The 25,409-nt window shown below is 50.5% G+C and carries 24 protein-coding genes and 1 riboswitch; of the genes, 19 read left to right on the top strand and 5 right to left on the bottom strand.

Annotated features, from left to right (window positions below; genetic code table 11):
* The first annotated feature begins 11 nt into the window (after positions 1-11).
* From MKY22_RS13640 to MKY22_RS13590, 11 genes are read left to right on the top strand one after another with little or no spacing between them, the layout of a single operon-like run.
* On the top strand, positions 12-1,271 hold the full coding sequence (locus tag MKY22_RS13640) for an oligosaccharide flippase family protein (RefSeq protein ID WP_341089263.1): 1,260 nt from the start codon (positions 12-14) through the stop codon (positions 1,269-1,271).
* Positions 1,272-1,283: 12 nt separating this feature from the next.
* On the top strand, positions 1,284-2,570 hold the full coding sequence (locus MKY22_RS13635; RefSeq protein WP_312066932.1) for a hypothetical protein: 1,287 nt from the start codon (positions 1,284-1,286) through the stop codon (positions 2,568-2,570).
* Complete coding sequence (locus MKY22_RS13630) at positions 2,560-3,594, top strand: NAD-dependent epimerase (RefSeq protein WP_341089259.1); 1,035 nt, start codon at positions 2,560-2,562, stop codon at positions 3,592-3,594. The genes MKY22_RS13635 and MKY22_RS13630 overlap by 11 nt, the downstream gene beginning before the upstream one ends.
* Positions 3,584-4,933 carry a phenylacetate--CoA ligase family protein gene (locus MKY22_RS13625; protein WP_341089257.1) on the top strand — a complete coding sequence of 450 codons (1,350 nt, stop codon included), beginning with the start codon at positions 3,584-3,586 and terminating at the stop codon, positions 4,931-4,933. Before MKY22_RS13630 ends, MKY22_RS13625 begins: the two co-directional genes overlap by 11 nt.
* 12 nt (positions 4,934-4,945) lie before the next feature.
* Positions 4,946-6,289: a nucleotide sugar dehydrogenase gene (locus MKY22_RS13620; protein ID WP_035410385.1), complete on the top strand. Its 1,344-nt coding sequence runs from the start codon at positions 4,946-4,948 to the stop codon at positions 6,287-6,289.
* Entirely contained in the window at positions 6,277-7,386 is a 1,110-nt protein-coding gene (locus MKY22_RS13615) for a glycosyltransferase family 4 protein (RefSeq protein ID WP_312450613.1), read from the top strand. The genes MKY22_RS13620 and MKY22_RS13615 overlap by 13 nt, the downstream gene beginning before the upstream one ends.
* 15 nt (positions 7,387-7,401) lie before the next feature.
* Complete coding sequence (locus MKY22_RS13610; RefSeq protein ID WP_290752713.1) at positions 7,402-8,022, top strand: sugar transferase; 621 nt, start codon at positions 7,402-7,404, stop codon at positions 8,020-8,022.
* Positions 8,003-9,073, top strand: a complete 1,071-nt coding sequence (locus MKY22_RS13605) for a lipid II:glycine glycyltransferase FemX (RefSeq protein ID WP_312450616.1) — start codon at positions 8,003-8,005, stop codon at positions 9,071-9,073. The genes MKY22_RS13610 and MKY22_RS13605 overlap by 20 nt, the downstream gene beginning before the upstream one ends.
* The gene (locus MKY22_RS13600; protein WP_312085502.1) at positions 9,070-10,221 is read left to right on the top strand and encodes an aminotransferase class I/II-fold pyridoxal phosphate-dependent enzyme; all 1,152 of its coding nucleotides are present in this window, start codon (positions 9,070-9,072) and stop codon (positions 10,219-10,221) included. The genes MKY22_RS13605 and MKY22_RS13600 overlap by 4 nt, the downstream gene beginning before the upstream one ends.
* On the top strand, positions 10,218-10,988 hold the full coding sequence (locus MKY22_RS13595; protein ID WP_341089242.1) for a hypothetical protein: 771 nt from the start codon (positions 10,218-10,220) through the stop codon (positions 10,986-10,988). Before MKY22_RS13600 ends, MKY22_RS13595 begins: the two co-directional genes overlap by 4 nt.
* A gap of 29 nt (positions 10,989-11,017) precedes the next feature.
* Positions 11,018-11,908, top strand: coding sequence for an LCP family glycopolymer transferase (locus MKY22_RS13590; RefSeq protein WP_341089240.1), 891 nt, complete (start codon positions 11,018-11,020; stop codon positions 11,906-11,908).
* A gap of 276 nt (positions 11,909-12,184) precedes the next feature.
* Here MKY22_RS13590 and MKY22_RS13585 read toward each other — a convergent pair whose 3' ends face one another.
* A complete protein-coding gene (locus tag MKY22_RS13585) occupies positions 12,185-12,790 on the bottom strand; it encodes an AmiS/UreI family transporter (RefSeq protein ID WP_290756657.1) in 606 nt (201 codons plus the stop codon).
* 145 nt (positions 12,791-12,935) lie between these two features.
* On the bottom strand, positions 12,936-14,189 hold the full coding sequence (locus MKY22_RS13580; protein ID WP_290756660.1) for an SH3 domain-containing protein: 1,254 nt from the start codon (positions 14,187-14,189) through the stop codon (positions 12,936-12,938).
* A gap of 172 nt (positions 14,190-14,361) precedes the next feature.
* Here MKY22_RS13580 and MKY22_RS13575 point away from each other — a divergent pair, with 172 nt between their 5' ends.
* Both MKY22_RS13575 and MKY22_RS13570 read left to right on the top strand, forming a co-directional pair.
* Positions 14,362-15,273: a Gfo/Idh/MocA family protein gene (locus MKY22_RS13575; protein WP_341089234.1), complete on the top strand. Its 912-nt coding sequence runs from the start codon at positions 14,362-14,364 to the stop codon at positions 15,271-15,273.
* A 109-nt stretch (positions 15,274-15,382) separates the two neighbouring features.
* Positions 15,383-16,944, top strand: a protein-coding gene (locus MKY22_RS13570; RefSeq protein ID WP_341086024.1) for an IS3 family transposase whose coding sequence is annotated in 2 segments (ribosomal slippage) — positions 15,383-16,013 and positions 16,013-16,944 — 1,563 coding nt in all. Because the reading frame shifts where the segments join, the coding sequence is not laid out codon by codon here.
* Positions 16,945-17,019: 75 nt separating this feature from the next.
* On the opposite strand, the gene MKY22_RS13565 is transcribed toward MKY22_RS13570, so the two are convergent.
* Positions 17,020-17,640 carry a hypothetical protein gene (locus MKY22_RS13565; protein WP_312085556.1) on the bottom strand — a complete coding sequence of 207 codons (621 nt, stop codon included), beginning with the start codon at positions 17,638-17,640 and terminating at the stop codon, positions 17,020-17,022.
* Positions 17,637-18,326 carry a hypothetical protein gene (locus tag MKY22_RS13560; protein ID WP_341089226.1) on the bottom strand — a complete coding sequence of 230 codons (690 nt, stop codon included), beginning with the start codon at positions 18,324-18,326 and terminating at the stop codon, positions 17,637-17,639. The genes MKY22_RS13565 and MKY22_RS13560 overlap by 4 nt, the downstream gene beginning before the upstream one ends.
* Before the next feature lie 133 nt (positions 18,327-18,459).
* On the opposite strand from MKY22_RS13560, the gene MKY22_RS13555 reads away from it, so the two are divergent.
* Positions 18,460-19,533: a glycerate kinase gene (locus MKY22_RS13555; RefSeq protein ID WP_341089224.1), complete on the top strand. Its 1,074-nt coding sequence runs from the start codon at positions 18,460-18,462 to the stop codon at positions 19,531-19,533.
* Between the two features lie 63 nt (positions 19,534-19,596).
* A complete protein-coding gene (locus tag MKY22_RS13550; RefSeq protein WP_290784492.1) occupies positions 19,597-20,166 on the top strand; it encodes a hypothetical protein in 570 nt (189 codons plus the stop codon).
* Positions 20,167-20,212: 46 nt separating this feature from the next.
* Here MKY22_RS13550 and MKY22_RS13545 read toward each other — a convergent pair whose 3' ends face one another.
* A complete protein-coding gene (locus MKY22_RS13545) occupies positions 20,213-20,692 on the bottom strand; it encodes a glutathione peroxidase (RefSeq protein ID WP_341089221.1) in 480 nt (159 codons plus the stop codon).
* 98 nt (positions 20,693-20,790) lie between these two features.
* On the opposite strand from MKY22_RS13545, the gene MKY22_RS13540 reads away from it, so the two are divergent.
* The 4 genes from MKY22_RS13540 (at position 20,791) to kdpB (ending at position 25,399) form a co-directional block, all read left to right on the top strand.
* Entirely contained in the window at positions 20,791-20,952 is a 162-nt protein-coding gene (locus MKY22_RS13540) for a hypothetical protein (RefSeq protein ID WP_341089219.1), read from the top strand.
* 240 nt (positions 20,953-21,192) lie between these two features.
* Positions 21,193-21,346, top strand: a riboswitch (cyclic di-AMP (ydaO/yuaA leader).
* Between the two features lie 221 nt (positions 21,347-21,567).
* Positions 21,568-21,648, top strand: a complete 81-nt coding sequence (locus MKY22_RS17380; protein ID WP_071908832.1) for a potassium-transporting ATPase subunit F — start codon at positions 21,568-21,570, stop codon at positions 21,646-21,648.
* A 23-nt stretch (positions 21,649-21,671) separates the two neighbouring features.
* Positions 21,672-23,312 (top strand): potassium-transporting ATPase subunit KdpA, encoded by a 1,641-nt coding sequence (gene kdpA / locus MKY22_RS13535; protein ID WP_341089217.1) that lies wholly within the window; start codon positions 21,672-21,674, stop codon positions 23,310-23,312.
* 20 nt (positions 23,313-23,332) lie between these two features.
* Positions 23,333-25,399, top strand: a complete 2,067-nt coding sequence (gene kdpB / locus MKY22_RS13530; RefSeq protein ID WP_445298382.1) for a potassium-transporting ATPase subunit KdpB — start codon at positions 23,333-23,335, stop codon at positions 25,397-25,399.
* Positions 25,400-25,409: the final 10 nt, after the last annotated feature.

Genomic DNA, 25,409 nt, shown 5'->3' with positions numbered 1-25,409 from the left:
GGGGGAGAACGATGAAAACGGTCCGGCTGTCTCGCTTCAATCTCATTTTCATTGCGGATACAGCATATTCATTGCATCAATGGATGATTTTGACGCTCCTGATCAAATGGAGTACACCGCTCAATATCGGCTACTTCAATTACGCCCTTGCCATCACCGCACCAATCGTCATGTTCTGTTGGTTGAATGCCAGTACGATCCTGACGGCAGAGAGGGCTGGACTGACGAACTTCTGGCTCTTCATCAAGACCCGTTTTTCGCTCCTCTCGGCAGGTGTGTTCGTCCTCCTTGGTGTCTATTATTTCTTCGGTGAAGCGAACATCTTACTGCTGACGTTACTCGTCTATCTCAATAAATACATGGAGTCGTTCGCTGATCTCGGATACGGCTTCTTACAGGGACACACTGCCTTCAAGGAAGTCGCCATCTCGAAGATTTTTCGCAGTCTCCTGAACGTCTCAGGCGCAGCACTCGTCCTCTTTACGACCCATTCGATCCAGGGATTCGTCATCGCCTTGATCACTGGGAACTTGATCATGTTACTCGTCTACGATCTCCCGACGATTCGCCGGGTCGGTCGTGGTTTTGACAATCAAGCGCTCGACTTACGATATCGATCCGGTAAGGAGCTGTTCCTTAAAGCGATGCCACTCGGGTTCGTCGCTCTACTGATCGCCTTGAACGCGAACATCCCACGGTTATTCGTTGGACATGCGATCGGCACCGAAGAGCTCGGATATTATGCCAGCATCGCCTATCTACTCGTACTTGGTAGTCTGTTCATCCACTCTTTGATTGCTGTCTTATTGCCGAACTTCTCGTCAGAGACTGGAGAACGCCAAAGTTTACCGGAACTGCGCAAGCTGACACGGTCGATGTTACTGATGACGAACGTCGTCGGGATCCTCCTGATTCTTGGAGCAATCTTCTTCGGAAAGTGGGGTTTGACGATTTTCTACAATGCGTCGTTCGTCAAATATCATCTGATTTTCGTCTTGATGATGGTCGCGTCGTTGTTCTTCTATAATTCGACCGTCATTCAAGCACTACTGACCGGCTTCCAGCAGTTTCGAATCCAGACACTCTCGATCTTCGGCAGTGTCGTCGTCAATCTCGTCGCTTGTAGCCTCTTGATTCCGTTGTACGGACTATACGGGGCGACGATTTCATACACACTTTGCGCGGTCACTCAAATCGTCCTACTGTTACCCGCGCTCTATCGCTCCTTGTATCCACGAAACGTCGCCCTCGTCGTCGAACAAAGCAGTTAAGGAGGGAAGAAGATGCGACCCATTCTCTTACTCATCGTCATTGAAGCGCTCGTTTGTCAATTCGCCCGGTCGCTCTTCCCGGACACGTACGTGACCGCCTTGCTGCTCATCAACTCGGTGTTGTTTCTCTATTACCTACTCCGCCAAGCCGAGACGACGCCGCTCTATCTTGTCTTCATCACCGCTTTCTTCGTCCGATTGGTTTTGATGTTCATCGATCTCGAACTGTTCCGCTTACCACCGCACAGTGGGGACGATACGGAAGCCTTTCATCTCGAAGGTGTCCAAATCTTCACCGACCCGTCGACCTTCAATGATGTCGTCCGCGGCACCTATTCCAAGTTTCTCGGAATCTTCTATCTGATGTTCGGACCGGAACGAATCCTAGCTCAGTTCTTCAACGTCATCCTTGGCGTCGTCGCCGTCGTCATTCTAGCAAAGACGTTACAGCGATTACGTTTACCGGAACGATACGTCTTCGGTGCAACACTCATCTTCGCGTTCTTCCCGCAAGGATTGTTGCTCTCACCGATTCTCTTACGGGATCAGATCGTCGCTCTTGGTATCGTCTACACGCTTTATTACATGGTGCATTGGACGGAAGAGAAGTCCGGCAGGTACATGATTCTCGCGTATCTCGGCTACTTCGTCAGTACGATGTTCCACTCCGGTCTTGCCGTTGGAATCGTCGTCTTACTCGTCTACTTCTCGTTTTATAGCCATGAGACACGACGCATGGACTTTGAACCGACCAAGGTACAGCGACTAATTTTCCAAGTACTCGTCGTCGGCTTCATCGTCTACAGCTTCCAAGACGTCTTGTTCGCGAAGTTCACCCACGTCTCGGAAAACGGACAGCTGTTCAGCGGGATGAGTTACGATCGTGGCGGCTCCGCTTACTTGAACGGATTGACGGTGACAGGTCCAGGCGACATGATTCTCTACTCACCGATCCGGATGATCTACTTCCTGTTCTCACCATTCCCGTGGCAGTGGTCGAGTGTCATGAACATCCTGATTTTCTTCCTTGACGCCGTCTTCTATTTCATCGGTTGTTTTGCCATCATTCGGTCGTTCAAACTGATTCGTCAGCATCCGTTCGTCAGCGTCCTCTTCTTCTTTTTCCTTCTTTTTGCACTCAACGCGTTGATCTTCGGTCTTGGAACCGGCAACGTCGGAACGGCCATTCGACACCGGTATAAGTTGTTCCCGATGTTACTCATCGTCTATACATCCGTTCACTACATGCGCCTGCAAGCGCGCCACTACTTCGAGGAGGTCGAACACCGTGCCGAATAAAACGATCTTAATCACTGGTATCGCTGGCTTCATTGGATTTCATGCCGCACGTCGTTTTATCCGGGAGGGTTACCGGGTCATCGGACTCGATGAAGTAAACGACTATTACGACCCGACGTTAAAAGAAGCCCGACTTGCTGAACTCGGCACGAACTACACGTTTTACCGGGTCTCGCTCGAAGAGACGGGAGACGTCGCGCGAATCTTTGAACAGGAATCAATTGATCTCGTTCTCCACTTGGCAGCACAGGCAGGCGTACGCTACAGCATCGACCGACCAGACGTCTACATGACATCAAACATCGTCGGTTTTCTCTCGATTCTAGAAGCGTGTCGCCATCATCCCGTCGAACAATTGATTTACGCTTCCTCAAGTTCCGTCTATGGATCGAATACGAAGATGCCGTTCGCGACGACGGATGCCGTCGATCATCCGCTAAGTCTTTATGCCGCTTCAAAGAAAGCGAACGAACTGATGGCGCATACGTATAGCAGCCTTTACGGCATCAAGACGACAGGGCTTCGCTTCTTCAGCGTCTACGGTCCATGGGGGCGCCCGGATATGGCACTGTTCAAATTCACGGAGGCAATTGCGAAGGGCGAACCAATCGATCTCTACAACTACGGCGAGATGGGACGGGACTTCACCTACGTCGACGATATCATCGAAAGCATCTATCGTCTGTTCCAGACTGAACCGGAAGTCGACGCGACGTTTGACGCGTCAAATCCCTTACCGGATCGTAGTAACGTCCCGTATCGCGTCTACAACATCGGTAGTCATAGCCCGATTCGCTTAAGTGAATTCGTCGCCTTGATTGAACGACGGCTCGGTAAGACGGCGATCAAGAACGGGATGCCGTTACAGCCGGGTGACGTCCCGGAAAGTTTCGCCGATGTCTCCTCACTATTTGAGACAATCGGCTACCGACCACAGACGACGGTCGAAGCTGGTGTCAATGCATTCATCGACTGGTACGAGAGCCATTACTTGATGAAGGAGGAAATCCAAGATGGCGCTTAAAGAGAATATCTACTATCGCTCTCCAATTTTCATCCAAAATTGGCTGACCTCGTTATACGGTCGGAAGTTGATGCAAGAACGCTACGGTCACTTCTATGAGCAAAAGATGAAGGAGCTCCGGATGAAGGACCGGACGCGGGATTACCAAGCGGAACAACTCGAACGTCTGAATGCCTTTCTCGCGTTTGTTGTGGCGCATACACCGTATTACAGACAACTCTTTCACGAACATGACATCCAGTTACCGTTTACGTCACTCGAGCAGCTGAAGACGATTCCGATCCTTGAAAAAGAGACGCTTCGCCAAAACAATGATGCGTTCATGTCCCGTGTCGATGCGCCGGTCCGCGGACGGACAGGAGGAACGAGCGGAAAGTCGCTCCAAGTCGCGTTCATGCGCGAGGATGTCCAGGAACGGATGGCCCATCTTGATTACTTCAAGGAACTCCACGGTTTCAAGGCCGGAATGCGCCGGGCAAGCTTCACCGGTCGGACGCTGACAGCCGTCGATCAAACGAAACCGATCTTCTGGCGGATGAACCGGCCACTCAATCAGTTGCTCGTCTCGATCTTTCACATGAAGGAAGAGAACTTCCCAGCTTATATCGAGGAGCTGAATCGTTTTCAACCACGCGCACTCGACGGAACACCGACGGCGATGGTCGAAATCGCCCGTTATATGCTGAAACACCACATTAAACTGGATATCCCGCTGATTGCCATCTTCCCGACATCAGAAACGGTGACGGAGGAGATGCGCTCCATCCTTGAGGAAGCGTTCGGCGTCCCGGTCTTTGATCAATACGGTTCCTCGGAAGGGGCACCAATCATCTCAGAGTGTCGCCATCATAAACTGCATCTGCACCACGAAACTGGCATCATCGAACCGTATGGAGAGGACGGAGAAGTCGTCGTCACCTGTTTTACGACACGCGGCACACCGCTGATTCGTTACCGGATCGGTGACCGGATGACACTTAGTGACGAGACATGCAATTGCGGTTTGAATGGTCCTGTCATCGCTTCGATCGACGGACGGGGAACGAGCTACATCGTCAGTGAGAAGCGCGGCAAAGTCTTCGAAGGAGACATCACGACGATTGCCCGGGAACTGCCGAACTCAGTCTTACGGCTCCAAGTCGAGCAGCATGCGCTCAATCACGTGACACTCCGCTATATTCCGGATGCGAAACGTTTCCAACCGAAGCACGAACAGATTCTCTTGAACGAAATGCGCAAGTTACTCGGCTCCGAGATGAAAATCGTCCTCGAACCCGTCGAACACGTCAAACAAGAACCGAACGGAAAAACATTGATCGTCAAACAGTCGATGAAATAGGAGGAACCCAACATGAACAAGGCAGTCAAACACATCGTAGATACGACAGCAGCCCATACGGGTGCACTTCCCATTGCCAACCGTTCGATTGCCGTCGTCGGACTCGGCTACGTCGGACTTCCCGTTGCCGTTGCGTTCGGTGAAAAGACGGGCGTGATCGGCTTTGACATCAAGGAACAACGAATCCAAGAACTTCAAGAAGGCATCGACGCGACACTCGAACTGAGTCCCTTCACGTTGAAGAACGCAACCGTCGATTATGTCTCAGATCCATCGGCACTGCAGGCGAGCGACTTCATCATCATCGCCGTTCCGACCCCGATCAATGCACAGAACCAGCCGGACCTGACACCACTCTTACGGGCGTCGCACCTCGTGGGTCGCCAGCTCAATAAAGGCGACATCGTCGTCTACGAGTCGACCGTCTACCCAGGAGCTACGGAAGAAGATTGTATCCCGGTTCTTGAAGAAGCGTCCGGCTTATGCGCTGGTGTCGACTTCTTCGTCGGCTACTCACCGGAGCGGATCAACCCGGGTGACCATGAGCACACGTTCAAGACGATTAAAAAAATCGTCTCCGCCCAAGATGAACAAACACTGGATATCGTCGCGGAAGTTTATGAAGCTGTCGTCGAAGCCGGTGTCCACCGTGCCTCATCGATCAAGGTCGCGGAAGCAGCAAAAATCATCGAAAACACACAACGCGACCTCAACATCGCCTTGATGAACGAACTCGCAATCATCTTCGACCGGATGAACATCGATACGCTCGAAGTCCTCGAAGCAGCCGGTACGAAATGGAACTTCCTCCCGTTCCGTCCGGGTCTCGTCGGCGGTCACTGTATCGGTGTCGATCCGTTCTATCTGACGATGAAGGCGGAGTCACTCGGCTACCATCCGGAAGTCATCCTTGCCGGTCGCCGGATCAACGATACGATGGGGCGTTTCATCGCCACAGCGCTCGTCAAGAACCTGATCAAACAGAACATGCCGGTGCTCGGCGCCCGGGTCACCATTCTTGGATTATCGTTCAAAGAAAACGTCAGCGACATCCGCAACTCGAAAGTTGCGAACCTCGTTCATGAAATCGAAGAGTTCGGAATCGACGTCCAAGTGACGGACCGACTCGTCGAAAAGAGTGAGGCAAAACGTGAGTACGGGATCGACTTACTCGAGATGAGTGAACTCAAACCAGCCGACGTCGTCATCTTTGCCGTCTCACACGAAGAATACGTTGAAGGTGGTTGGAATCTGGCACAACACTTACTGAAGGTCGGTCGCGGCATCGTCGTCGACATCAAAGGCATGTTGCCACGAGCAGAACAACCGGAGGGGGTCCACGTATGGCGCCTCTAAAAATCCTTCAAGTCTGTGCTCTCGATACGACGGCAGAGACGATGTTGCAGCCGCTCTTACTCGCTTTACAAAATGCGGGGCACGACGTCGGCATCGCCTGTGCCGACACGGGTGCCTCGGTGAAACTGGCAGCAAAGGGATTCCGGATGCATGACATTCCGATCGAGCGGCGAATCGACTGGACGAGTAACTGGCGGACGATCCGTGAAATCACGCGAATCTTGAAAGAGGATGGTTACGACGCCGTCCATGTCCACACACCAGTCGCCGCTGCCCTTGGACGGGTCGCCGCCAAACGTGCCGGGACGAAGCATATCGTCTATACGGCACACGGTTTTTACTTTCACGAGAAGATGGGGCGGATGACGTATCAGCTAACGTATTCAGTCGAAAAGTGGTTGGCACGTCTCGCGACCGATTATCTGCTCCTTCAAAGCGAGGAAGATTATCAACTCGCCCAGCGCAAACGCTTTAAAGCGAATACCCGGCTGATGCATCTCGGAAATGGCATCGACTTGACCCGCTTCTACCCACGACCACGTGAAGCCGGAGCGCCGTTTACGTTCTTATTCATCGGTCGGATCGTCGAAGAGAAAGGAATTCTCGAACTGCTCGATGCATTCGAGGATGTCGTCTATCGTCACCCGGAAGCCCGTCTCGTCATTGCCGGTGAGATGATGGCAAGCGAGCGCGATCAGAAGACGAAACACTTATTCTTACGGCGGATCCGCGAGATTCCAAACGTCGACTACCTTGGATTCGTCGAAGACGTACCGGGTTTGTTCCAACAAGTCGATGCCTTCGTCTTACCGTCGCATCGCGAAGGCGTACCACGATCAATCATCGAAGCGATGGCGAGCGCAAAACCAGTCATCGCGACAAACATCCGCGGCTGTCGTGAGGAAGTCGTCGAGGGGAAGACAGGCTATCTCATCGAAGTCCGCGATATCACGAAGCTTGCCAAACGGATGAACACACTCGTCGAACATCCTGACCGTGCCAACGAGATGGGACGGAACGGATTTGACCGTGCCATGAAACATTTCAACGAAGCCGACGTCATCAAACGACAACTTGATCTCTTTTCAGCCATGTAAAAGGAGGACGTCATCATGAAACGCACATTCGACTTCACGGTTAGTCTTATCGCTATCTTGATCCTGATTCCCGTCTACGCCCTCGTCGCCTTAGTCATCTATACGAAGCTCGGTCGTCCGATTTTCTTCAATCAAGTCCGCCCGGGTTACAAGGGGGAGTTATTCAAAATCTACAAGTTCCGCACGATGACGAACGAAACGGATGCTGAGGGAAAACTTCTCCCGGATGCAGACCGGATTCCCGCATCACTCGAGTGGATTCGTCGCTTAAGCCTTGATGAGATTCCGCAGTTCTTTAACATTCTCCGCGGACAGATGAGCTTCGTCGGGCCGCGTCCGTTACTCGTCAGTTACTTGAACCACTATACGAAGGAGCAGATGACACGGCATGATGTCCTTCCTGGTCTGACGGGCTGGGCGCAGATTCATGGACGGAACGCGACGACGTGGCAACAACGACTCGAGCAAGATCAATGGTACGCAGCGAATCAGACATTCCGACTCGATCTCTATATCTTGTTCAAGACGTTCAAGATGGTCATCTCGTCAGAAGGGAACTCGACAGCTCATCAGACTGGGATGGGTGAGTTCAAGGGTCTCGACGGAGGTGTTCCCCATGATGTCGTTAAGCGATGAACGGTTGATCCGGGATCCGCGCGAATGGGATGCACTCGTCGCGACCTATCAGCTCGATTGTTATTACGAACATGCTTACTTCGAACTCGCGAAGGAACACGACGAGATTCCTGAGTTATTTTATTATCCGACGGAGTTTGGGACGTTGATCTATCCGTACTTGCGGCGACGGATTCCAGGCACACTCTTTGAGGACATCACGACACCTTACGGCTATGGGGGTCCTTCCTTCAAAGGCATCTGGTCACTCGATCAGATTCGCGAAGCGCGCGAGCGATTCGAACGCTATTGCAATGAGACGGGAATCGTCACAGAGACGGTTCGCTTCCATCCACTCTTGCACAATCAAGAACTGGGTCAATACTGGTGCCATCAAACGGAGATCCTGCAGCCGACCGTGACACTGGAACTAACGGACCCGTTCGAGATGATCGAAAGCGACTTTTCGCAAATGACGCGACGCAACATCCGGAAGGCGCGTCGCGAAGGCGTCACGATTCGTCTGGGACGCCCGGAAGAATACCGGGACTTCGCGCGTCTCTATCAGATGACGATGGACAAACATCAAGCCGATGCCCGGTATTACTTTGATCAGACCTACTTCGATCACTTCGCGGACGGACGAATCAAAAATGTCCTGTTGCTTGCTGAACATGACGGACGGATCATCGCCGGATGTATCGTCTTGACTGGTCGCCAGTTCGCGCATTATCACCTCGGTGCGTCTGATCCCGCATCCTTAGTCCTTCGACCCAACCATCTGTTATTCGCGGAGATGATTCGTTGGGCAAAACAAGCCGGTTTTCAAGCGCTTCATCTCGGTGGAGGCACGACACGATCGAATACGGATAGCTTGCTTGCCTACAAACGATCCTTTAGTGCGAATCAAACGTTTTTTGGACTCGGCACGTCGATTCTGGATGCCACGATCTATGAGCGTCTAACGCGACAATTCGAACGACAACATCCGGAAACTCAAATGGGTCACTGGTTCCCGCTCTACCGGACACCGATTCGTCATCTGTCACCTCGAAGGGAGGAAACATCATGAAACACATCCCACTCTCCATCCCGCATTTAAGTGGTCAAGAAGCCCGTTATGTCACCGAGGCACTCGAGACGAACTGGGTCGCCCCTCTTGGACCAAATGTCGATGCCTTTGAACGAGATATGCAAGCGTACACAGGAGCTGGTGCAACGCTTGCGACGAGCAGTGGGACAGCAGCGATCCATCTGGCGCTCGCGACACTTGGTGTCACGACGGGGGATGATGTCTTCTGTCAGTCCTTGACGTTCATTGCCTCGACGAATCCGATTCGGTATGTCGGAGCGCGACCTGTATTGATCGACTCGGAAGAAGAGACCTGGAACATGTCGCCTGTCGCACTCCGGCGGGCGTTGATCCAGGCGGCAACACGTGGTCGACTTCCGAAGGCTGTCATCGTCGTTCATCTGTACGGTGTCGCCGCGCAAATCGAGGAGATTGCTGCGATCTGTGAAGAGTACGATGTTCCGTTGATCGAGGATGCTGCAGAATCACTCGGGACTCGTGTCAACGGGCGGATGACCGGAACGTTCGGAACGTTCGGAATCTATTCATTCAATGGCAACAAAATCATCACGACGTCAGGCGGCGGGATGCTTGTCGCCAATGATCCGGCTCTGATCGAACGTGCCTTTTATCTCGGAACACAGGCGCGACAGCAGGTCTTGCATTATGAGCATACGGAAGTCGGCTACAATTACCGAATGAGTAATGTCGCTGCCGGGATCGGACGGGGACAGCTCGAAGTCCTCGATCAACGCGTCGACGCACGGCGGAAAATCTTTGATCGCTACGACCGTGCCTTTGCCCCGGACGGCGTCACGTCGCAAGCCGAGCAGCCTGGAACATTCGCCAACCGCTGGCTCAGTGCCTTTCTTTTACCGGGTGGTCAAGCGCAACGCGATGCGATGATTCAGACACTGCAACAAGCGAATGCCGAGTCTCGCCCGGTCTGGAAACCGATGCACTTACAACCCGTCTATCGCGACGTACCATTCGTCACAGCAGAAGGGGTTGACGTCAGCCGTCGTTTGTTTGAAGACGGTATCTGCCTTCCGTCTGCTTCACAAATGACGTTCACTGAACAAGCCGTCGTCATCCGAAACGTTCGTCATGCTTTACAGACGACCGTACGCCGGAACGTCCAGTCATGAATATATGGGAAGGGGACATCGTCATGCGCGATATGGAGGAAGCGATCCACGCACTCCGTCTCGCTGCGGACGGGAAGAATGAATTGACGGCCAATACCTATTTCCGCTGGCAACTCCACACTACTCATCCAAGCGTCGCGGAAATCCTGATGCTGTTTGGATCGTGGCAAATCGCTTTGGAACGAGCAGGCATCGGGCATGCCCGCTTGACGTTCACGAAATCGGAAATCATTGACGCCTTGCGTCAGGCACGTGAGGAACTCCATCCTTTCACGAGTGCGACGTACCGCGAATGGGCACAACAGAAACAAGCACCAAGCCTGACGGATATCGTCCATCAATTCAACTCGTGGCAGCAGGCATTGTCAGAAGCGGATATCTTAAAGGAACGCGTCCAGGAAATGGAACAACGGATCATCGAGTCATTACTGGAAGCGCAAGGGGTCTTGCCGGTCTTGACGAGTCAGACCTACACGAAGTGGGCGGCTGGTCAAAATCGTCCGACCGTCGCAACGATTGCCCGCCGGTACGGCTCTTGGTCAAACGCACTTGAAATCATTGGGATCGAATTCCCGCGCAAACGCTGGCGGGAAGAAGAAGTGCTCGACGTACTTGCTGAAGCCGCTCGGGAAACAGAGCATCTGACGATCGCAAGTTATCAACGGTTCAGTATCGGACGTGATGCGCCAAGCATCGGAGTCATCACTGCCTTGTTCGGTAGCTGGCGCAATGCTTTACTGGTACTCGAAGCAAAACGACCGTCTTGAATTCGAATTGAAGAAAAGGAGAATGGGTGATGAAGAAATGGAAATGGATCGTACTGACACTTACGGGGATTTGCCTGCTCCTTCTCTTTCGTTCAGGCGGATATGTGTATCATAAAGCGAGTCAGACGCTCAAAGAAGTCCAGGTACCGGTCAAAGCAAGCGTTGAGACGGAAAAAACCGTCGAGCAGAAAAAAAGACTCTCGTTTCTCTTACTCGGCGTCGATCAACGAAAAAATGAGACAGGACGGAGTGATACGATCATCGTCGTGACGATTGATCCGAAAACGAATACCAGTCAGATGATCAGCATCCCGCGCGACTTAAAGACAGACATCATCGGCAATGGTTCAAATGATAAGATCAACCATGCCTATGCCTTCGGTGGTCCACAGATGGCGCTTGATACGGTCAGTCATCTGTTAAAGATTCGAATCGACTATTTCGCTGAGATCAATCTAGCGGGCTTTACGGATCTCGTCAATGCGGTGGATGGGGTCAGAGTCAAGAACGATATCAATTTTTCGTACTATGAGATGCAGTTCCCAAAAGGAGAACTATTACTGAACGGGAAGGAAGCACTCGCCTATGCTCGTATGCGGCACGATGATCCACGTGGGGACTTCGGACGACAAATCCGCCAACGGCAAGTCGTTCAGGCAGTCGCCGATAAAATGACAGAGGACTTCTCGATTCGTCGCTTCAATGCTGTCCTCGACGCCCTCGGGAAAAACGTCAAGACGAACGTACCATTTTCCGTTGCCCGGACGGTCGTGACGGACTACCGGGATGCCTTACGAAATGTCGAGACCTTATCACTCGACGGAAAAGGTGGCATCGAATCGGACGGCATCTATTACTGGCATCCGACGAACAAGTCGTTGAAAGAGGTTCAAGCACAGCTGCAGAATGCATTGAAGTGATTGGCATGGAGAGAAAAAATGCGCTAGCAGGACTGATTGATAACGAAACGAACGCTCCTCTCATCCGCGCTTTCCTCAGGCGGGAAATCAGCCGCGGCAACCAACATTTCATGCAGTTTGCCGGGTCTGATTCATCCCTGACGAAAGTACCTATGGCACTTTCTTTTCCTGTAGGAGTCGCAGATGAACAATAGCGTTTTCTATCAAGTAAAAAGATGTCCATCTCCGATTCATGACCGGAAATAGACATCTTTTTTTGATGAATCGATTAGCATGTCACGACGAGCGGATCGTCCGAAGCATCGAGAATTTCATCATCGTATAGAGGAAATAGACGACAGTCAGAATGGCAGCACCGCTCCATAACCATTGGTATGCCGTACTGAAGTAGCCAAACCGAAGACCGATCAGTGCCGGGACGATCAACGTCAACCAGCTTAATACGAGGGCGACGCGGGCAGTGATCGCGTCAATCGGACGATTCATTCCCATCCCAAGGAAAAACAGGCTCCAGAGCAATACCCAGAACAACCATGTCATCCCACCGATGATGTCTGCTGTCGTGAAGCTGACAAATGCATAAAACAAAGCGGCGATCGCAACGAACAAGGAAAACCAACCGACACCGCTTCCGTCAAGATTGAACAGAAATGTGATGCCGACATACACATACGTAAAGGCAAACAAGTAAATGCTCGCGTAACCGAACGTTAACGCCGGATCACCGACAGCACCGATGACAAGATACGTTGCGATGAACGTTTGCAGTAGACCCGTGATGAGACTGAAGACACCAGCACTACGGAGATCGACTTTTCCAAACAAGGTCAAACTATTTAAAAAGAGCGCAACGCCCCCAAATAACAAACTGACATTTCCCACGTAAAAACTCTCCTTCATTAAGACGTCAGACGTCTGATTCTAAAGTTAACTCTAAGATGAATTCGCTTTCAGCGCAAGTATAATTTGAAGGAAAAAGAAAACAGTCTGGATCCCGAAACGGAAAACCAGACTGTTGATGAGTTGATTATTTATTTAAGACGGAGCGAAGTGTCGTCTCGGTTTGGGACAACGTTCCTTTCAGTGTGACGAGACCATATCGTGTCGATCCTTTTTTGATGAAGAAGACGCGTGTGTAGCCAGATTCCGGTGTGTAACCAGTCTTGCTCGCATAAACACGTGTATCTCCTGGAAGCGACGTATTCGTATGATACCACGTCAATGTCCGTGCATACGGTCCTTTAACGGTCGTCTGATACGACTTGCGTCCACTGATCGTCATGAGCGTGCTGTACTTCGCATATGTATTCGCGAGTTTTTGCATATCAGCAGCTGTCGTGTAATGACTTGGATGATAGAAACCGTGTGGGTTCATGAAATGACTCGCACTCATTCCGATTGAACGGGCGCGGTTATTCATGTACGAGACGAACTTCGATTCAGAACCTGCTGTCCGGACAGCGATCGCTTTTGCTGCATCATTACCAGAGCGGATCAGCATCCCGTTCAAGAGTTGACGCATCGTGACTTTATCGCCAACACGGAAACCCGCTACGCTACTGCCAGCAGGGACAGATAACATCGAAGACGTCAGGGTGAACGTTTGATCAAGCGTGCCTTTACGTGCTGCTTCGTCATACGCGACGATTCCCGTCAACAGTTTCGTCGTACTCGCTGGATAACGGCGGACGAAGCTTTCTTTCGTCAATTGATAACTTGACGATCCAAGCTTGAAATACCGCATCGATGCAACCGGATAACTGCCACTCGATGGTTTAGGGCTGCTCGTCGTCACTTTTCGGGCAACTTGGCTAGAGACGTAATAATAATTGACTTTCCCTTTGACCTTATACCAACCGTTCGAGTACGAGACTGCATTGAACTTCGAGTTGTAGGATGCGAGTCGTTTGATGTTCTTTGATGAGGCCGTGCTTGGTGATGTCCGGACGTTCGCTCCAGCTTTCGAGTAGACGACGATTTTGTACGTTTTTACGGAGCTACTCGACACTTTTTTAGCGACTTGGTTCGATAGATAACGATATGTACCTCCGTCCTTGATCTTATACCAGCCATTCGTATACGAGACGGCTGTGAATTTTGCCTTGTACGCAGCGCGTCGGACGATCGTCGCAGACGAGGCTGTACTCGGCTTCGAGCGGATGTTCGCTCCAATCGTCGAAGTGACGACAACTTGGTAACTAGCTGCCTGAGCCGGAATGGCGGGAAGACACAAAGCGAACAATAATAAGAGCGTAAGACTAGTACGGAGCAAGCGCTTCATAAAAACTCATTCCCTCCTTGTTCAAATATGGTTTTATCATAAAACAAAAAAAGGAAATTCACTTCTTTTCAAAAAAAGGAATTTGATGCCTGTAAAGGGCTGTTTCTCATCTTTTCGTGTCAATTAACGTATCATAGGGAATGTAAGCAACAGTGGAAAAGGAGGAGTTCATATGAAATTAGCCGTCATTGGTCTAGGTGATATCGCTCAAAAAGCCTATTTACCGGTCTATGCTGAAAGATCTGATATCGAGGTGTATCTGATCTCGCGAGATGAAGAGAAAGCAAAACGATTGCGAGCAGACTATCGCTTTGCAGGAACATACGCGACGTTTGCTGACGCCGTAAAGGAGGGGATCGATGCGGTCATGATCCATTCAGCGACTGTCGTCCATGCCGAGCAGGCACGGCAAGCGCTTGAAGCAGGAATCGCCGTCTACGTTGATAAGCCGGTCTCGATGGAAATCGAAGAGATTCGTGAACTGACACGTCTGTCAGAGGAGAAACAGTTACCGTTCATCACGGGATTCAACCGTCGCTTCGCTTCAGCGCATCAGCGCTTGCTGGAGGTCAACGATCCGAATCTCGTCCTCATGCAAAAGAATCGGACGTCGTTCATCGAAGATGCCAAGCCGTTTCTGTTCGACGACTTCATTCATGTCGCGGATACGCTGCGTTTCTTGACAGGACGCGGTGAGATTGAAGATTTGCACGTTAAGAGTAAGCAGGACGCAAGCGGGTTGCATCACGTGACGATTCAATTCGTCTCAAACGGCATTACGGCGATTGGTGTCATGAACCGCAATAACGGCATCACGGAAGAACGCGTCGAAGTGATGGGGCCGGAAGAAAAACGAATCGCAACGGACGTGACGACACTCGATCAATTGACGAAACAAGGCACGCTTCGGTATCCGCTCGATAACTGGGAAGCGACGCTAAAGCGCCGTGGATTCGTCGATATGCTGGATGCATTCCTTCGGACGGTCAAAGGGGAACCGTCCGAGTCGGTCGTAGCTTCTGATAGCCTGGCGACACATGAATTATGTCAGCAGGTGTATGAGAACGTTCAAGCAACACGTTAAATTAAAATCATAAAAAAAACGCTGCTTCACTCGGGAATCTGATATGCTCCCCAAAAAGTAGACAGTTGAAATAACAAAAACTGTCTACTTTTTGAAGGGAGCTTTTTCTATGACTAAATCTAAGTTTTCGTCAGATGAAAAACTACGAATTATTAAGATGTGTGAAGACCGAATCGACTCGATCAAATCGATTGCCTCGCTCTTCGAGCTTTCAGTCACCACCTTAAATAGATGGAGGACAAAATATCGTACGGGCGGCTCCATGGCACTTCGTAATCGAACAGAGTGGACGCGTTATCCGGAAGAACTGAAGATGAAGGCTATACGTGCAGTACTCGACCAAAAGGAATCGCTTATTAGCGCTACGGCACGGTTTGATATCTCGGATAGAAGCCTACTTGCGAAGTGGATAGAGAGGTATACTAGTCATAGTACTCAAGGGAAACCATTGAAGGAGCGATCCACTATGACTAAAGGTAGAACCACTACATTCGAAGAGCGTGTCCAGGCAGTCATGGACTGTATACAGAACAGAAAAGACTATCAAAGCATCATGAAGACCCATCGGGTCTCGTACCAACAAATTTATAGCTGGGTAAGAAAGTTCGAGAAGGACGGAATCGACGCACTGATGGACCGTCGCGGACGTCAGAAGCCAGTAGAAGAATTGACGGATACAGACCGTTTGGCGTTGGATCTGAAACGACTCGAGAAAGAAAATGAGCGTCTACGCATGGAGAACGATTTCTTAAAAAAGTTAGAGGAGATCGAGAGGAGGTCACGTTAAGTCAAATTCGTCTTCAAGATAAATATGAAGCCATTCAATCATCGGTAGAGCAATTTGGTTACCCGATCATCGCCCTGTGTCACCTCGCTGGAGTCTCGCGCGCTGCCTACTACAAGTGGTTACGCCGGATTGGTATACCACAGACTCGTGAGACGGAGAACATGAAAATCATCGAAGAGATGAACGAGATCCACCTTACGGTGAACGGAATCTATGGCTACCGACGGATGACATTGAACCTGAAACGTCGTTTCGGAAGAAACGTCAACGCGAAGCGTGTCCGTCGCCTGATGCATGTCGCCGGTATTCATTGCGTCATACGCCGGAAACGTCCTTTGTATATTCGTAATCGCCCTCAACAGACTGCAGAGAACATTCTGAACCGTGATTTCAACGCCGCAGGACCGAACCAAAAATGGGTGACGGATGTCACGGAACTGAAGTATGGCGCCTCTCAGAAGGCGTATTTGAGCGCCATTCTGGACCTATATGATGGATCCATCCGTGCCTTCGTTCTTGGGCATTCCAATAATAATCAGCTTGTGTTCGATACTCTTGAACACGCCCTACAGGGCGCATCCGGAAGTCGTCCCTTGCTTCATAGTGATCGAGGATTTCAATATACTTCTCATGCGTTTCGTCATATGACACGCGTGGCAGGCATTACACAAAGTATGTCTCGGGTTGGAAGATGTATTGATAACGGACCGATGGAGTCCTTTTGGGGAGCGTTGAAGTGCGAAAGTTATTATCTACATAAGTTTGCGGAGTTCGACGAACTCCGACTCGCAATCCAGAAATATATTTACTTCTACAATGAAGAACGATATCAACAACGATTAAACGGCTTGGCTCCATTAGAATACAGAGCGCAAGCCGTTTAAAGGATTTTTATTATTTGTCCTGTCTACTTGACAGGGAGCAGTTCAATCGTCTCAAGTAAAGCGGCGTTTTACTGGTTATTTATCTGACAGTTGTTTGAGTTGATAGATTCGCTTACCGCCTGGTCCTTCGAACGTCACGCGGAGCGTCGAACGAACGAAACGGTAGCTGACTTGTCCTCCGGATAAACTGACACGAGCGGAGAAATCGGGTTCGAAACGGACGATCTCTTCATCGTTTCGGAGCGCGTCCGGGAGACCGAACTGATCAAAGCGAAGCGTCACGATGAATGTATCTTGCTCGTCAAAAGAGACATGGATGCGTCCGGTTCCGTCGAACGGCTCATCTTCAAGTGTGCTTCGTTCGACTTCGTATGTTCCTTCAAACTGTTTGACTTGTTGCAACGTCTCTCTTGCACTGAGGGCAATGGCTTCTGCTCGTTTTCGGACAGGATGATCCGTTGCGAGTTGAAGACGTTCGATCGCCTCCGCCGTTTTTAAGACATCACGCAGTTGATAACCGGCAAGCTGTCGCTCAAGCTGAACCATCAGCCGAGCAGCCGGTTCGTCAATGTCTTGTTTCGATTGTTCGACGGCGCGGGTGTAAGTTTGCTGTTCGAGTTGATCTTGAATCTTGGATGTTTCGGGCGAACACGCTATCAGGAGACAAAGGGGCAGACAGAGGAGCACTCGTTTCATGAGGTCACCTCCGTTCGATTGACATCAATGATTTGCAGATGATCCGTATGCACTTTCAAACGATAATGGACACGGTAGGTCACAGGCTTTGAACCCGTTGCTGTCGTGATTTGGTACGTTTCCTGTGTACGCAAGTGATATGTGGTACCTTTTGACGTGAATTTTTGGAATGTCACGGCAAGAACACTTGGAGCGACAGGAGCATCAACGGCATTCGTCAACTGCTCGAGATGGTCGAACTCGGATTCGAACACCTTCAAGGTCGTAAACTGGATGGCGGAAAACGTTTCGATGGAATCGTATTTCTTTGAATACGTCGCAAGCTCTGGAATCGTCCGAGTGTATTGGCGGACGAAACGAAGGACATCATAGGACGTTGGAGGACGGTCTTTCGAATACGTTTGATTGTACGCTGTTTGGTCATCGGACCATTCCGAAAGCGCGAGTGCTTCGACACTAGGCGTCTGACCGGCTTCAGGGGAAACGGGATCTTGTAGCGAATACCACAGGAAACCGGCTCCTCCGACGAGAAAGAGCAAAAGACAGGTGCTGATGAGCCAAGTCCGTGAAGAAGACGGAACAGGTGGTTCAGCTGGTTGTTCTTTTTTGATAACAGGATGTTGGCAATGCGAACAAGTCGTATCGAATTGACGAAGTGGTGTTCCACATAACGAACAGCGTTCCATGAAATAAGACCTCCTGTGTATGTAAAATGAAATGTCAGATAAGGTAATGGTAATTTGAAATTAGTATCATCGTAACATTAATTGGAAACGCAATCAAAACTTGATATGAGATTTTTGAAGGGGGAACTTACAGATGGCACGTCACTTGATTTTAATGGATGCGTTCAAAGGGAGTATTTCTTCGAAGGAGGCAGCAGAAGCTGTCGCCTCCGGGATTCGAGCGTATGATCCGACAGCGATCATTGATTCTTCGCCTGTCGCGGACGGTGGGGAAGGAACGCTTGAAGTCTACCTCGCGCTTGGATATAAGGAAAAGACGGCCGTGACGATTGATCTGGCTGGTCGTCCGTGTGAAGTACAGTATGCCGTAAAAGATTCAGACGCCGTCATCGAAGTCGCGCGTATTTGTGGACTGCCCATGCGTCAAAGCGGAGATGATCCTGTTCGAGTGAATACGCGTGGTGTCGGGCGTTTGATGGAACAGTTACGCGATCAAGGAATAACACGTATCCGACTGGCGTTAGGGGGGACAGGTACGACGGATGGGGGACTTGGTTTACTCGCGGAAGTCGGTTGTCGTATTCAAGATGCCTCGGGTAAGCCGATTTTGTTCCATACGAATCCGTTACTTGAGACGCAGACCATTCATTGTTCAACGTATCCGGTTCAGCTAGAAGCCCTCGTAGATGTGACAGCTCCTTATCATGGTCTAGATGGTCCGGCTTATCTGTTTGGTCCACAAAAAGGACTACTTCCGGATGACATCACAAAACTCGATCAACAACTCGAACAAATCGGAAAGTTACTTGGATTAGAGGGCGTCAAAGGAGCAGGGGCAGCCGGCGGACTCGGTGGAGCCGTGTATGCGCTTGGTGGACGGATCGTTCCGGGCGCATCGACGATCCTGCAACACCTTCGTGTAGCAAAGCGGATGCAACAAGCGGATTATGTCTGGACAGGGGAAGGACGGATCGACCGTCAAAGCCAAATCGGTAAATTGCCAAGTGAGGTCACGCGGATGGCGAGAACAGCTGGCGTCCCTTGTCTGATCCTTGCAGGAATCGTCGAAGAAAACATCCCGCAGGCACTTGATTGTCGATCGATTCATGTCGATCAGAAGATCACCCTCGATCCGGAACAGACGAAAACGCGCCTACAGGAGCAAACACGTAAGTGGCTCGAGGAACTTTCGCTGAAACAGGGATGAAGTCGGAAAAGTTTGGGTAAATAACTGTATATTGCCATACTTTTAGAGAAAGTAGGTCATCCTATGATCAATCAATCGATCCAATTATCGTTTCGCCAAGTTCGAGCGCTTGTCGAACATACTTTGCTGTTATTTAAAGAGCTCGATCAACAATTAGCGAATCGTGGATACGAACCGGTCCTACCGGATGTCGTCCAAACGGAACATGGTTTGAGCATCCATCAGACGAAAGAGAGTGCGGAGTCACTCGTTCCACATTTCTTAACGCGGACGTATGTCCGACAACAGGAAAAAACGAACCAACATGGATTGCTGATCTCTGTTCAATATACGCATCCGCTCCATGAACGATTCGATCCCGTCGTCCTCGTCGGCGATGTGACGTTCAAGCAGGTGAAGCATGCCCACAAAATCTTGAGTGAGAAACCGTGGCTCCTAAAGTATGCTGCCTTTGAATCGACGATTGCGCAAGAGTTCGTCGCCGATGGTACACGATACACGACGCAACCGATCGAGGAAATCGAAGAGCTGATCGTCTGGGGGCATCCGTTCACGGAAATGCGCGATATCGATGACGTCAAACGATTGGCGGAAGAGATGATTAGCCGTCATCTCGAGCCGGGGACAACATGAAAATAAGCTTCCGTTCCTTCAAGAGAGAAGGAGGGAAGCTTATTTTTTAGACTTGAACGAGCAATCGTTCGATCGCTGCCGTCAAATCAGTTGGATTCGTTTTTGGTGAGAACCGCGTCACTTCACCATCACGGGTCACGAGGAATTTCGTGAAGTTCCATTCGATGTCTGTTGTACCGTCCGTCGTTGGTGCTTGTGCTTTCAGTTCTTCGAATAACGGGTGTGCTTGCTCACCGTTGACATCGATTTTTGAGAAGACGGGGAATGTCACGCCGTAGTTGATTTGGCAGAACGACTGAATCTCCTCGTCCGTTCCCGGATCTTGATTCGCGAACTGATTACATGGGAAACCAAGTACGGTCAATCCTTGCGAACGATAGTCTTGATGCAATTGCTCGAGTCCTTCGAACTGTGGCGTCAAGCCTCATTTGCTGGCTGTATTGACGATCATCCATGCTTGAGCTGGGTAGTCACTTAAAGATGCCGACGTTCCGTCGACGCGTTGAAATGAATGATCTTGTAACATATCGATTCCCCCTTTTTAAGTACTTCTCCAGTGTAACAAATCCGTTTTCCCGTCGTCTTCTATCGCTACTTGCGAGATGACAGAAACATCACAATCGGGTGTCAGCGACGCTTTGTCTCGTCCTCGTCGGAAGTTGTATTACATTACTGACGCTTGGATTCGAACGCGATATTGTGATTCTTGTTTCTGGAGTGGTTGCCCTATGGGTGACGATGCTAGCTCCTTTGACGGTACATGCCAAAATGAATCAGCAATCATAATCATTGTTCGTTCATGAAACCGCGGAACGATTCTCGCTAAAATGGAGCTCCTCCATTTTAAATGAAGGAATCGATTTCTGCGGTTTTTTTTCTTCTATAGCATAGGGCGGAAAAACGCTATTTTTTGAAAGTAAGTCATTAAAAAATCAGACTATTTTTTTTCAACTTTTCTATTTACAACCCGAAAAAATCGGAGTAATATCCATCTCATCAACGAACACTAACATGTTAATGCTTCGATCTCAAAGTACGCCGAATTCATGATTGAAGCGGGGGACCCAACCGTCACAACACGTGACACGGGGTGAATCCTTTCCGAACGGGAAAGGTAGGGCGAATTCCTAGGTATGCCCGAATCCGACAGCTAACCTCGCAGGCGTTTTTAGGAGGGAACGACTCTTTTTCAGTATGCCAAAGTATAAAGGCGATGCTGGGGCCGTTTATTGCCTCACATCGTCTTTTTGTCGTGTTTAATTGTAAAAATATTGAATAATATGGGGGTATTTTCATAATGGGAGAACTGTGGAGTATCGTATTGCTTGCCTTCTTCTTCGGTACGACGTTCGGGATGATTCATCTGATCGAGCGTGTCCAGTGGAGAGCAGGTGACCGTAAATGACGTGGTTTTTACTGGCGACGGGCTGCCTCGTCTTCTTGTATCTCGGTTATTGTCTGATGTATCCAGAAAAATTCTAATCGCATAGGGAGAAAAGAAAAACATGTGGACTCAATTCATGATCCAATTTTGGATCCTACTCGTCATCGCACTTTGCGCGGCGGTCTTGCTTGGTCGCTACATCGGGATATACTTCGCACCTGTCGCAGAACGTCGGGTCGATAAAATCGGTAAGGTCGAACGACGACTCCTGTCGTTACTCGGCGTCGATGAAAAGAAACACGATCAATCGTGGGTCGGCTATTCGAAGAGCCTCTTGCTCGTCAATTTGCTATTTTTCATCGGTGGATATTTGTTACTTCGCTTCCAAGGCAGTCTACCCTTGAATCCGAACGGTGCTGTGAATCTCGACTGGTCGACGGCGCTGCATACGACGATCAGCTTCATGACGAATACCGATCAGCAGCACTATTCGGGTGAGGCACTCTCGTATCTCTCGCAAACGTTCGTCCTCGGAACGATGTTATTCGTCGCTCCGACGATGGCGTTCACGGTCTGTATCGCTGTCATTCGTGGTCTTGCGAACAAACCACTCGGTAACTTCTACGCCGACTTCGTTCGTTTCATCTTCCGGATCCTGATTCCGATTTCACTCTTGTTCGGGATGTTGATGATTTTACTCGGCGTACCGCAGACATTTGGTAGTGCGGTCAGCGTCACGACGCTCGAAGGAGCGAAACAGTTGATCTACCGCGGACCGGTCGCTGCATTCGAAGTCATTAAACTGCTTGGTAACAACGGTGGTGGTTTCTTTGGTGCCAACGGAGCGCACCCATTCGAGAACCCGAACCAGTTCGTCAACTTCATCCAGATGTTCTTGATGTTGCTGATTCCGATGTCACTTCCAATCGCTTACGGAAAAATCATCGGTTCCGCGAAACAAGGACGACTGTTCCTTGGTGTCATGACGCTTCTCTTCATCATGATGACGGTCGGGATGGCAGGGAGCTTGTTTGCGAATCCAACGGCACACGGTCAGGAACTACGGTTCGGTCAAATCGGAACGGCGCTCTACAGTTCAATCACGACGGCAGCTGAAACCGGTGCGGTCAACGCGATGCACGACTCACTGCATCCGCTCGCTGGATTGATCCAGCTCGGCAATATGATGCTTAACGTCGTTTACGGTGGAGCAGGTGCAGGATTCTTGAACGTCTTGCTTTATGCCTTCGTCGCCGTCTTCCTGACAGGTCTCTTGATTGGTCGGACACCGACGTTCCTCGGGAAGAAAATCGAGACGTTCGAAGTGAAGATGATCGCGATCGCGCTACTCGTGCCGCCATTCCTGATTCTCGTCGGAACGGCGATCTCGATGTACGCTGCACCAGGCGTCGCTGGCATCTCGAACCCAGGCTATCACGGACTGTCGCAAGTCTTGTATGAGTTCACGTCCGCGACGGCGAACAACGGATCAGGTTTTGAAGGACTCGGCGACGCAAACGTCTACTGGAACGTCTCGACGTCATTCGCGTTGTTCTTCGGACGCTACATCCCATTGATCTTGATGCTTGCAATCGTTGGTTCGCTTAAAGCGAAGCCATCCGTCCCGCAAGATGAATTTTCGTTTAAGACAGACACACCACTCTTCGGAACAGTCTTCCTCGGTACGGTCGTACTTGTCGGTGCATTGACATTCTTGCCAGTGCTCGTACTTGGACCAGTCGCGGATTGGCTGACGATGTGAACAGGAGATAAAAGCATATGATGGAACGAATCATGCATCCGACGCCCGAGGAACACCAACCGAACGGGGAGCCGGAACACCAATCCAAATCAGCAATCAATGGCTCGATCGCGCGTCAAGCGACAATCGATGCCTTTAAAAAATTTAATCCCGTCAACATGGTCAAACAACCGATCATGTTCGTCGTCTGGATCGGCTGCTTGCTCGCGATCGGTTACACGATTTTCATTGACGAGATGCGAGGCTTTAACTTGAAGGTCAGTATCATTCTCTTCTTGACGGTCTTGTTCGCGAACTTCGCGGAATCGATCGCCGAAGGACGAGGGAAAGCACAAGCAGACTCGCTAAAAGCATCGAAAGCGGACGTCATGGCTCGTAAACGTGTCGGACAATTGATTGAGAGCGTCTCGTCCGCGACACTCCGGAAAGGCGACATCGTCTTCGTCCGGGCCGGTGAATATGTACCAGGTGACGGTGAGATCATCAAAGGTCTTGCTTCGATTGATGAATCGGCGATCACAGGGGAATCGGCACCCGTCATCAAGGAAGCGGGGGGTGATTTCTCCTCGGTCATCGGCGGCACACTCGTCGTTAGTGACGAAATCGAAGTCCGGATCACGAGTAATCCAGGGGAATCGTTCCTCGATCAGATGATTGCGCTTGTCGAAGGCGCAAGCCGTCAAAAGACACCGAACGAGCTCGCTTTATCAACACTGTTGACGAGCTTGACATTGATTTTCTTACTCGTCGTCATGACGTTACCCGTCTTTACGAACTATCTTGGATTCAATCTTTCTGGTCCAATCTTGATCGCTTTGCTCGTCTGTTTGATTCCGACGACGATCGGTGGTTTGCTGTCCGCGATCGGCATCGCCGGGATGGACCGCGTTACCCGCTTCAACGTCATCGCGATGAGCGGGAAGGCGGTCGAAGCAGCAGGGGATATCCAAACGATCATCTTAGATAAAACGGGAACGATCACGTTCGGAAACCGGATGGCGTCAGAGATCACGCCAGTCGGCGGACGTACTGCCGAGCAGGCGTTCGAGGGGGCGATCCTCGCCTCACTCGCTGATGAGACACCTGAAGGACGATCGGTCTTAGAGCTCGCGGAACTTCGTGCGATGACGGTTGAACAACATTGGTTAGATGGCGCGGAAATCGTACCGTTTCGAGCAGAGACACGGATGTCCGGACTCGACTTAAGAGATGGACGCCGTGTGCGTAAAGGGGCGGGGCAAGCGATTCAAGAATGGGTCAAGGAACAAGGCGGCACCATTCCAAATGATTTGCAAGAAAAAGTAGATGCGGTCTCTCGTCTTGGTGGCACACCACTCGTCGTTGCGATCGACGCAACGATCCTTGGCGTCATCTATTTGAAAGATACGGTGAAACCGGGCATGCGCGAACGATTCGATCGGTTGCGTGAGATGGGTATCAAGACGGTCATGTGTACGGGAGACAACCCATTGACGGCAGCAACGATCGCCCGCGAAGCAGGCGTCGATGATTTCGTCGCGGAATGTAAACCGGAAGACAAGATTCGTGTCATCCAGCAGGAACAAGCAGCCGGTCACCTCGTCGCCATGACAGGAGACGGAACGAATGATGCACCAGCACTCGCTCAAGCCGATGTCGGACTCGCGATGAACAGCGGAACGCAAGCCGCAAAAGAAGCGGCGAACATGATCGATCTTGATTCGAACCCGACGAAAATCATCGAAGTCGTCGAAATCGGGAAACAGCTCTTGATGACACGGGGTGCCTTGACGACGTTCTCGATCGCAAACGATATCGCGAAATATTTTGCGATCATCCCGGCAATGTTCATGGTCGCAATCCCGCAGATGGAAGTACTCAATATCATGCGTCTTGATTCCCCGACGAGCGCGATCTTGTCTGCCTTGATCTTCAATGCGATCATCATTCCGATGTTGATTCCGCTTGCGATGCGAGGAGTTACCTACAAACCGATGACGGCGGATCAATTACTCAGTCGTAACTTACTGATCTATGGTCTTGGCGGTGTCGTCGTTCCATTCATTGGGATTAAAATCATCGATGTCTTGCTTGCGAGCATCCTCTAAGGAGAAAACG

The sequence above is a fragment of the Exiguobacterium sp. FSL W8-0210 genome (genome assembly GCF_038006045.1).
Taxonomy (GTDB): Bacteria; Bacillota; Bacilli; order Exiguobacteriales; family Exiguobacteriaceae; genus Exiguobacterium_A.
Note: the sequence above shows the minus strand (reverse complement) of the source record. Positions and strands in the feature narration are given on the sequence as shown.